An 8,889-nucleotide genomic window follows, 5' to 3' on the forward strand; every position below is an offset into this window, starting at 1 on the left:
TGTACTCGAGGTGACATCTGTTGATTGCGTCGGCCTTTCTCCCAACGAACAAATCTTTAGTCGAACAGGGGTTAATTTATATTCGACCTGACATACTGCCCAAAAATTGGGTAACTTCACCATGCTGTTGCACTGACCATGGGAAACATCAACAAGAACAAGGCTTTCTTCAATTTCGGGCTTCCAGTTGTTCTCGCACTTTTTGCGGTAGGTGCCCTTTACAAAATGCATATGCTGCCCTTTCTCGACAGCATGCTGAACGAGAACAACAGCCGGTTGTCTAAGGTTTTTTTGCTTTCGCAAGTAAATTACCATCATGAATTTTTTCCCTTTTCCAGAAGGCCGCTGACGACCTTTTTGATCAATGCCTTCGCAGATTTTTTTGGTGCTGAAAAGGGCACGGCCTTTGTCTGTGTCAATTTCTCATTGCTGTTTGTGGCGGGCATTCTATTGTACCTGCTTTCGAGTCACTTGGGGCAAAACGTGAAGAAGAGCCTTATCAATATGACCGTTTTTTACGGCTCGTTTTCGGTATGTTTCGCTTTTTTTCCTCCTATTTTCAGTTATGACGAGCCCCTGCAATATAGTTTGGTCTTTGCAGGCATGCTCTTCTTTTTTAAGAAAGGATGGTGGCAATACGTGGTTTTGTTCACCTTGGCCGCCATTTCTAAGGAAAGTACCGTTTTGCTTGTTTTCGGATTATTGCCATTGGCCAAACATTCGTCTCCAAAACAGCAACTTAGCTTAAAAAATGTTTTTCGGATCGTCTTGCCAGTGGTGCTTTTTGGAATCTATTTGACCCTGTTCAGTTGGTACACAAACGCATGGAACGCCCTTGGCACCGAAATTTCACAAAGAACCTCTTGTCTTGCACAAAATTTTGGCACACCGAAAAAGATTTTGGAAACGGTTTTTTCGTTTTTTTTGGCCCTATCCCCCTTCCTATATCTTGTGCTTGCCAAATACAAAACCCATTCGAAAAGTCCATTCTTAAAAGGCTTTATGTTGGTCTTGGCTTTGAATTCAGTGATTGTAATGGTTGCGGCCCTAGCCCGTGAATCGCGCTTGTTCGCCCTGCCCTTACTGCTTTTGTGGCCTGTACTCAGTAAGCTCTTTTATCCTGATATAAAAATGTTGTTCAACAAGAAAAACTGGAGGTTTGTTTTTGAAAACCCAAGCAGACGAATGATCTATTTCGGGTTGACCATTTTAAACATCGCCCTCTGCTATGCATACCACCAACTTGGGTTCGGCATTGACAATCTGTTTGCAGCATACCTGTTGGTTGCCCTTCAAATCATGCTGTCGCACTTCTGCATGCTACAATTTCTTCCCCCACGGTACGTCACGGAAGCATCGCCAAAAACTCTTGCTCAGAAATAATCGGCACCCCGAGGCTTTCGGCCTTGGTTTTTTTACTGGGCCCCATATTGGCCCCCGCTACCACGAAACAGGTCTTTGATGAAATGGATGAGGCCACCTTGCCCCCATTGTCTTCAATCAGTTTTTTGAGTTCGTTTCGACTTAGTTTTTCGAAAACCCCCGATACCACAAAGGTTTTTCCCTTTAGGATGTCGCTTTGGTTCTGCAACTGCTCTTCAGACAGTGAAAACTGCAGCCCGTAAGATTTTAATCGTTGGATTATTTCTTGATTTGTGGGATTTTGAAAAAACTGCACCACACTCTGGGCAATGCGCTCCCCTATTTCATCGACCGTGGTGAGTTCTTCTTCGGATGCGGCCATAAGGGAATCGATGTTCTTATAGGCCTTGGCGAGCTTTTTGGCCACCGTTTCGCCCACATAGCGGATACCGAGGGCGAACAACACCCGTTCAAAAGGAATCTTTTTGGAGGCCTCGACCCCTTTGACCAAATTCTCAGCCGATTTTTCGGCCATACGTTCTAGGGGAATGATTTGGTCAACAGTCAACGTGTAGAGATCGGCATAGTTTTCAATAAGTCCTTCTTTGTACAAAAGCTCGACCGTCTCGCCGCCCAACCCCTCAATATCCATTGCCCTTCGTGAAATGAAGTGCTGGATGCGCCCGGTAATCTGAGGCGGACAACCCGTGTCGTTCGGACAAAAATGTTGGGCCTCGCCCTCTTTTCGTAACAGTTCGGTGCCACATTCGGGGCAATGCTCAATATACTTGGTAGGTTCAGAATTGGGATCGCGTTTGGTAAAATCGACCCCGATGATCTTGGGAATGATCTCGCCCCCTTTCTCCACAAAAACGGTGTCTCCTTCCCTGATGTCCAACTTGGCGATTTGGTCGGCATTGTGCAATGAGGCACGTTTTACCGTGGTACCGGCCAATAGTACCGGTTCTAAATTGGCCACCGGGGTTATGGCCCCTGTTCTGCCCACTTGATAGGTAATCGTATTGAGAACGGTGGCCACCTGTTCTGCCTTGAACTTGTACGCCATGGCCCAGCGTGGCGATTTTGCGGTATAGCCAAGCTCTTCTTGTTGTTGCAAACTGTTCACCTTTATGACCACCCCATCGGTCTCGTAGGGCAATTCGTGACGGTGCACATCCCAATATTCCACAAATTTCAAGACCTCATCAATGCTCTTGCACAATTTGGCCACGATGGGCACCTTGAAGCCCCATGAACGGGCTTTTTCAAGCACTTCGAACTGTGTCTTGAGGCCCGATGCTCCCACAATGCTGTATAAAAGGCAATCCAGTGGGCGTTGCGCCACCAAGGCACTGTCTTGAAGTTTTAGGCTTCCCGAGGCCGTGTTTCGCGGGTTCATGTAGGGTTCTTCGCCATTTTCAATGCGCTCTTGGTTCATCTTGGCAAAGCCTTCCAAAGTCAAAATAATCTCTCCCCGAATATCAAATTTGGGAGGGTAATCGCCCCGTAGCTTTAACGGCACCGATTTGATGGTCTTGACATTGGTGGTGACATCATCTCCCTGAAAACCATCGCCACGGGTCACGGCACACACCAATTGCCCATTTTCATAGGTGAGGCTAATGGAAGCCCCGTCATATTTCAGCTCGCATACATATTCAAGGGGTACATCGCCCAATATCCGCTGGATACGCTTTTCCCAATCTTCAAGATCTTCTTTGGAGTACGAATTGTCCAGTGAGTACATGCGGTGCTCGTGTACCACCGTCTCAAAATTCTTGGTAACCTGCCCCCCTATCCGCAGGGTTGGTGAATTGGGGTCATAAAACTCTGGGTGCTGCTGCTCCAGTGACTGCAGCTCCTTGAGCTTCATATCGAATTCATAATCAGAGATGGTTGGCTCATCAAGCACGTAGTATCTATAATTATGCTCTTGCAATTCTTTTCTTAGGGTCTTGATTTTTTGTTCTATGTCCATCAGACTTGACCTTTTTTCAGCCATTTGGGCACGGCAATGGGTTTATAGTTCTTCATCTTTTCCAATAAAGCCTCAATATCGTCATCTACCTGAATCATGTCAAAATTGGCCTGTTTCAAAAATTGTTGGTCTATCATCTTCTTCAGCATGGCCAACAATTCATCGTAAAATCCGTTAGTGTTCAAGATGCCGATCGGTTTTTGGTGCAGGCCCAATTGCGCCCAAGTAATCATTTCAAAAAACTCTTCTAAGATGCCATAGCCACCGGGCAGCATGATGATGCCTTCTGACAACTCGTGCATCTTCAGCTTTCGTTCGTGCATGTTTTTGGTGATAATGAGTTCGGTCAGGCCTGAGTGGTACACTTCTCGGAGCATCAAAAAATCAGGAATTACCCCGATGGCCTCACCACCGTTTTCCAGTACTCCTTGTGCAATATGCCCCATTACCCCGATACGGGCGGCACCGTACACCAAGCGAATGTTTTGCCCGGCCATTGTTTTGCCCAACCGATGTGCCTCGGCGATGATCGCCGGGTCTTTGCCCTCACTACTTCCACAAAAAACAACGATACTTTTCATAGACCTCTCACCCCAGCACTCTCCCCAAAGAGTGTGAGCTATTCTTTTTGTTAAACATTATAATATTTTTTGATACATTTTATCATTCGGTTGTTGCCAAAAATATCCTTTTTCAGTTCAATATCCTTAAAACGATGTTCTTCCAACAATGACACCGTCTGCTCGCCCAAATACTGATTGATTTCAAAGAACAACCACCCTCCCGGATTTAAGCACTCTTGTGCAAAACCCGCAATGGCCCGGTAAAAAATCAGGGGATCATGATCGGCAACGAACAGGGCGGTCGAAGGCTCGTACTTTTTTACGTTGTTCTTGATCGCTTGCTTCTCTGACTCGCGAACATAGGGCGGATTTGAAACGATTACATCAAAACGACCATCCCTTTCATTCCAATTCAATATATCTTTTTCGAAGAATTCTACCTGCACTTCGTTCATTTCTGCATTTTCTTGGGCCACCTGCAAGGCCTTCCCTGAAATGTCGATGGCATACACTTGGGCATTGGGCAAGTTTTTGGCCAAGGCAATGGCGATGCAGCCGCTGCCCGTACCAATGTCCAAAATCCTGATTCCTGAATCCTGAATGCTGCATTCCGCGATAATCCAACGCACCAATTCTTCCGTCTCGGGCCGGGGAATCAGCACATATTCATTCACCTTAAAGACCAAATCCATAAAGTGAACCTTGCCCAAGATGTACTGCAACGGTTTTTCTTTTTTGAGCTGGGCCAACCCTTCGAACAAGGGCTGTTCTTCTTCTTTGGTGATGGCCAACTGCGGCTGCAGCACCAAAATAAAACGCTCAAACCCCAAATAGTGTTCGACCATGGCATAGAAAAAACTGTCGATTTCCCCCTTGGGGTATAGGTTGTGTAATTCTTGGTGAAATATTTTCTTGATTTCGGCGAGTAGCATGGTTCAAAGGTTCTTGAGCATCCAAACCGAACACGATGTGTGGCCCGTGGCCCCCATAGGCCCATCAATGTATTCAAATCCGTTCTTCTCATACAGTTTTCGGGCGGCATCCATATAGGGCATTGTTTCCAAATAGCATTTTTCAAAACCGAATTCTTTGGCCTTTTTGAGACATCGGTCGATCATTTCGGTACCGAGCCCACGGCCCCTCACCTCTTTCAAAAAATACATCTTTTGAAGCTCGCAGATGTTTCCGTTGTGGTTGTCAAGTGGAGCGATACCGCCCCCACCCATAATTTTTCCGTTTTCTTGGATCACAAAGTAGATGGCCTTTGGTCGATTGTAGGCCTGGTACATATCGTTCAACGATTCGTCTTCATACGCGGTGCCGGTTTTGGGTATTCCCATATCCTCAAAAACCTGTCGAATCAATGCGGCAACCTGCTCGTTGTCGGCCGCCCCAATCTTACGGATGATCGCGCCCATAATCTTTAATTAAATGGCCTATTTTTGCTGCGTGAAGATAACCGAAAAATATATGCGCCGATGCATTGCACTGGGTAAAAATGCCTTGGGCACGGCCGCCCCGAACCCCATGGTCGGCTGTGTTATCGTTCACAACGACCGCATTATCGGTGAAGGCTTCACCAGCCCCTACGGCGGACCGCATTCCGAGGTAAACGCCATACAATCGGTATCAAACAAGGCATTGCTGAAAGAGGCGACCCTTTATGTTACCTTAGAACCCTGTTCGCATTACGGCAAAACACCGCCTTGTGCCGATTTGATCATCGAGCAACAGATCCCAAAAGTGGTCATCGGCCTAAAAGACCCGCATATAAAAGTCGCCGGTGAGGGTATCAAAAAATTGAAAAATGCCGGGTGTCAGGTCACCGTTGGTGTGCTGGAGGACGAATGCAGGGAACACCATAGGCGTTTTTTGACCTTTCATGAAAAAAAACGGCCCTATATCATACTGAAATGGGCACAGACCCAAGATGGCTTTATGGCTCCTTTGGAAGACCGCCGCACAAAAAATCCCAGCCCGTTTTGGATTACCAACGAACACTCGCGGCAACTGGTACACCGATGGCGCAGTGAGGAAATGGCCATTTTGGTGGGCACCAAAACTGTTTTGGAGGATAACCCGAAACTCACGGTTCGTGATTGGGAAGGGAAAAATCCCATAAGGGTTGTTCTTGATAGGGAAAGAAGAATTCCCGGTGATTCACACGTGATGGACGGCAGCACCAAGACCTTTATTTTTACAGCCCTGGAGGATGCCTCATTGGCGAATGGGGAAACCTTTATTGAAATAGTAGACTTCGGCAAAAATTTGGCTCAGCAAATAGGTGAACGATTGTATCAGCATGGCATCACAAGCCTGATTATCGAGGGAGGGGGGCGAACCCTACAGACCTTTATCGATGCCAAGCTTTGGGACGAGGCCCGAATCTTTACGGGAAACACTATTTTCGGGCAAGGAACCAAAGCCCCCACTATTGCCGGAAAGCATGTTGGAACAACCAAAATACTCGACGATACACTGACTCTACTGAGAAATGATCAAGAACATCATCTTTGATTTTGGCGATATTTTCATCGATTTGGACAAGTCTGCCACGGCAAGGGCCATGGTACAGCATGGCTTTAACAAAATCACTGATGAACTACAGCAATTGTTCGAGTCATACGAAAAAGGACTCGTCACTACCCCACAGTTTTTGGCCACCGTTGGTGCACTTTTTCCAAACGCTTCCGAACAAGAACTGATTGCCGCATGGAATGCCATTTTGCTGGATTTTCCCAAGGAGCGCTTGGTTTTTTTGGAACAACTAGCCAAAGAAAAACGATATCGTCTTTTCTTGCTGAGCAATACAAATGAACTGCATATCGAAGAGGTCAAACAAAAAATGGGAAATGATTTTGAGCGGTTTAAGAACTGCTTTGAAAGGTTCTATCTTTCACATGAAATCAAGCTCCGCAAACCCGACACCGAAATTTTTGGGTTTGTGTTGAAAGAGAACGGCCTAGAGGCCCAAGAAACTTTTTTTATTGACGATACCCAAGAAAACGTGGAAGCCGCGGCCCGCTTGGGCATCAAGGTATGGCATTTGCAGGTGGGCAGGCAAGATATTGTACAACTGAACCAATTTTTACCATGATAGATCTCGCCCTCAGCATTTTTTGCTCAAGCTTAATTTTTGTGGTTTTCAAACTATATACACGCTTTAAAATTGAGACTTTCTATGCCATCGTCACCAACTATGTGGTGGCGTGTGTGACAGGGCTGCTATTCTTTGAAAAAAAGGTTTCAACCCATGAGATTTTGCAGGCCCCTTGGCTGTTGGGCACCCTACTGTTGGGTGTGCTGTTCATCACAGTTTTTAACCTAATGGCCAAGACCTCACAAGAAAACGGGGTTTCAGTGGCCTCAGTGGCTACCAAGATGTCTTTGGTAATTCCGGTTTTGCTGGGTGTTATACTCTACCAAGAAAAGTTATCGTACTTGAACATCGTGGGTATTTTATTGGCGTTGATCGCCGTTTATTTTGCCTCCCTTAAAAAAGACCGTTTGAGAATTTCGAGAAACAGCTTGCTGCTTCCCGCCTTGGTTTTTTTGGGGTCGGGCATTATTGATTCGACCATCAAGTATATGCAAGAAACGCAATTGGACCGTTCTGAATTTCCATTGTTCTCATCAGTGGTATTTGCGGGCGCGGCCCTATCGGGTATTTTGCTCATTTTGATAAGGGCGCCCAAAAACCCGCCAAGGCCCAACCTGAAAAATATGTTGGGGGGGGTGGCCTTGGGCATCCCCAACTATTTTTCCATTTTCTTTTTGTTGCGCGCCCTGCAGAACGAGCAACTCAACAGTGCCTCCATTTTTACCATAAACAACGTGGCCATTGTCATGTTCTCAACACTTTTGGGCATCTTGCTGTTCAAAGAAGAGCTAAGTCCAAAAAATTGGCTGGGCGTGGCCATGGCGGTGGTGAGCATTCTTTTGGTAGCTTTGTTTTGATGCATACGTACAAAACACTTTTAGGCCCTTCGGAAGAGATTCTGTACAAAGACCGAAAGAGCAAGTTTTATGCCTATGCCTATCCGTTAAATTCAGAAGAGGAGGCCAAAGAAATCATTGACGGGCTTCGTAAAAAACATCCCAACGCCAACCATATCTGCTATGCATGGCAGCTAGGGGCAGAAACCATACGCTACAGGGCCAATGACGATGGCGAACCCAACAATTCTGCGGGCATGCCCATTTATGGCCAGATACAGTCGTTTGGGCTTACCAATGTGCTGGTAGCGGTGGTTCGAATCTTTGGAGGAACGAAGTTGGGCGTGGGCGGACTGATCCAAGCCTATAAGACAGCCGCCAGTATGGCAATAGGGAATGCCACTGTGGTAGAGCGACAGCTTGTTGAACATTTTGAACTGACCTTCCCCTATACCATGCTGGATGTGGTGATGCGAACCATCAAAAAACACCAATTGGATATTATTTCGCAAAAAATGGAGCTAAGCTGCAAAATGGTCGTCTCGGTTGCGAAAAAAGACCTTGAAAAAACAAAGGGCACACTAATGGGTTTGCACCAAGTCAATGTTGAAAAATTGGCTTAGCCTGTCAATTTTTCCAGAATATAATCTGGGCACTTGGTAGGTTTACCCGTCTCCATATCCATAAAGGCCAAAACGGTATTTGCCGCCACCAACAATTCCCCAGTATGGTTATAGATTTTGTAGTCAAATTCAATTTTGACCATCGGCCGTTTTTTGAGTATGGTCTCAATGGTCAACAAATCGTCATATTTGGCAGATTTCTTATAATCGATTTGTAGGTGGATTACCGGTAGCATGATGCTGTTTTCTTCCATACTCCTATAGGATATCCCCAACGACCGTAACCACTCTACCCTACCCATTTCTAGGTATTGTGCATAGTTGCCATGGTAAACAATGCCCATTTGGTCGGTTTCGCCATAACGGACACGAAAAGAATGTCGATGGGAGGTCATATTTTCAACGGAAAAATTCTATCTTTATAAGA

The 8,889-nt window shown here is 46.0% G+C and carries 10 protein-coding genes; 5 read left to right on the plus strand and 5 right to left on the minus strand.

The genetic code is table 11. The features are described from left to right. Positions 1-138: 138 nt before the first annotated feature. Entirely contained in the window at positions 139-1,383 is a 1,245-nt protein-coding gene (locus tag VC82_RS15105; protein ID WP_045803107.1) for a hypothetical protein, read from the plus strand. On the opposite strand, the gene ligA is transcribed toward VC82_RS15105, so the two are convergent. The 4 genes from ligA to VC82_RS15125 are packed head-to-tail and all read right to left on the minus strand — an operon-like array spanning position 1,346 to position 5,321. Then, positions 1,346-3,340 (minus strand): NAD-dependent DNA ligase LigA, encoded by a 1,995-nt coding sequence (gene ligA / locus VC82_RS15110; RefSeq protein WP_045803108.1) that lies wholly within the window; start codon positions 3,338-3,340, stop codon positions 1,346-1,348. The two genes, VC82_RS15105 and ligA, sit on opposite strands and share 38 nt — an antisense overlap. Beyond that, positions 3,340-3,921, minus strand: coding sequence for an LOG family protein (locus tag VC82_RS15115; RefSeq protein WP_045803109.1), 582 nt, complete (start codon positions 3,919-3,921; stop codon positions 3,340-3,342). The genes ligA and VC82_RS15115 overlap by 1 nt, the downstream gene beginning before the upstream one ends. Before the next feature lie 50 nt (positions 3,922-3,971). Then, positions 3,972-4,835, minus strand: coding sequence for a peptide chain release factor N(5)-glutamine methyltransferase (prmC, locus tag VC82_RS15120; protein WP_045803110.1), 864 nt, complete (start codon positions 4,833-4,835; stop codon positions 3,972-3,974). A 3-nt stretch (positions 4,836-4,838) separates the two neighbouring features. Beyond that, positions 4,839-5,321: a GNAT family N-acetyltransferase gene (locus VC82_RS15125; RefSeq protein ID WP_045803111.1), complete on the minus strand. Its 483-nt coding sequence runs from the start codon at positions 5,319-5,321 to the stop codon at positions 4,839-4,841. Positions 5,322-5,373: 52 nt separating this feature from the next. On the opposite strand from VC82_RS15125, the gene ribD reads away from it, so the two are divergent. Genes ribD through VC82_RS15145 form a run of 4 tightly spaced genes read left to right on the plus strand, consistent with a single transcriptional unit; the run spans position 5,374 to position 8,462 of the window. Beyond that, the gene (ribD, locus tag VC82_RS15130) at positions 5,374-6,420 is read left to right on the plus strand and encodes a bifunctional diaminohydroxyphosphoribosylaminopyrimidine deaminase/5-amino-6-(5-phosphoribosylamino)uracil reductase RibD (protein ID WP_245615927.1); all 1,047 of its coding nucleotides are present in this window, start codon (positions 5,374-5,376) and stop codon (positions 6,418-6,420) included. Beyond that, complete coding sequence (locus VC82_RS15135; RefSeq protein ID WP_045803112.1) at positions 6,398-7,000, plus strand: HAD family hydrolase; 603 nt, start codon at positions 6,398-6,400, stop codon at positions 6,998-7,000. Before ribD ends, VC82_RS15135 begins: the two co-directional genes overlap by 23 nt. Then, a complete protein-coding gene (locus VC82_RS15140; protein WP_045803113.1) occupies positions 6,997-7,860 on the plus strand; it encodes an EamA family transporter in 864 nt (287 codons plus the stop codon). The genes VC82_RS15135 and VC82_RS15140 overlap by 4 nt, the downstream gene beginning before the upstream one ends. Beyond that, positions 7,860-8,462 carry an IMPACT family protein gene (locus VC82_RS15145; protein ID WP_045803114.1) on the plus strand — a complete coding sequence of 201 codons (603 nt, stop codon included), beginning with the start codon at positions 7,860-7,862 and terminating at the stop codon, positions 8,460-8,462. Before VC82_RS15140 ends, VC82_RS15145 begins: the two co-directional genes overlap by 1 nt. Here VC82_RS15145 and VC82_RS15150 read toward each other — a convergent pair. Beyond that, on the minus strand, positions 8,459-8,857 hold the full coding sequence (locus VC82_RS15150; RefSeq protein WP_045803115.1) for an acyl-CoA thioesterase: 399 nt from the start codon (positions 8,855-8,857) through the stop codon (positions 8,459-8,461). The two genes, VC82_RS15145 and VC82_RS15150, sit on opposite strands and share 4 nt — an antisense overlap. Positions 8,858-8,889 lie beyond the last annotated feature (32 nt).

This window comes from Flagellimonas lutaonensis, assembly GCF_000963865.1.
Taxonomy (GTDB): Bacteria; Bacteroidota; Bacteroidia; order Flavobacteriales; family Flavobacteriaceae; genus Flagellimonas_A; species Flagellimonas_A lutaonensis.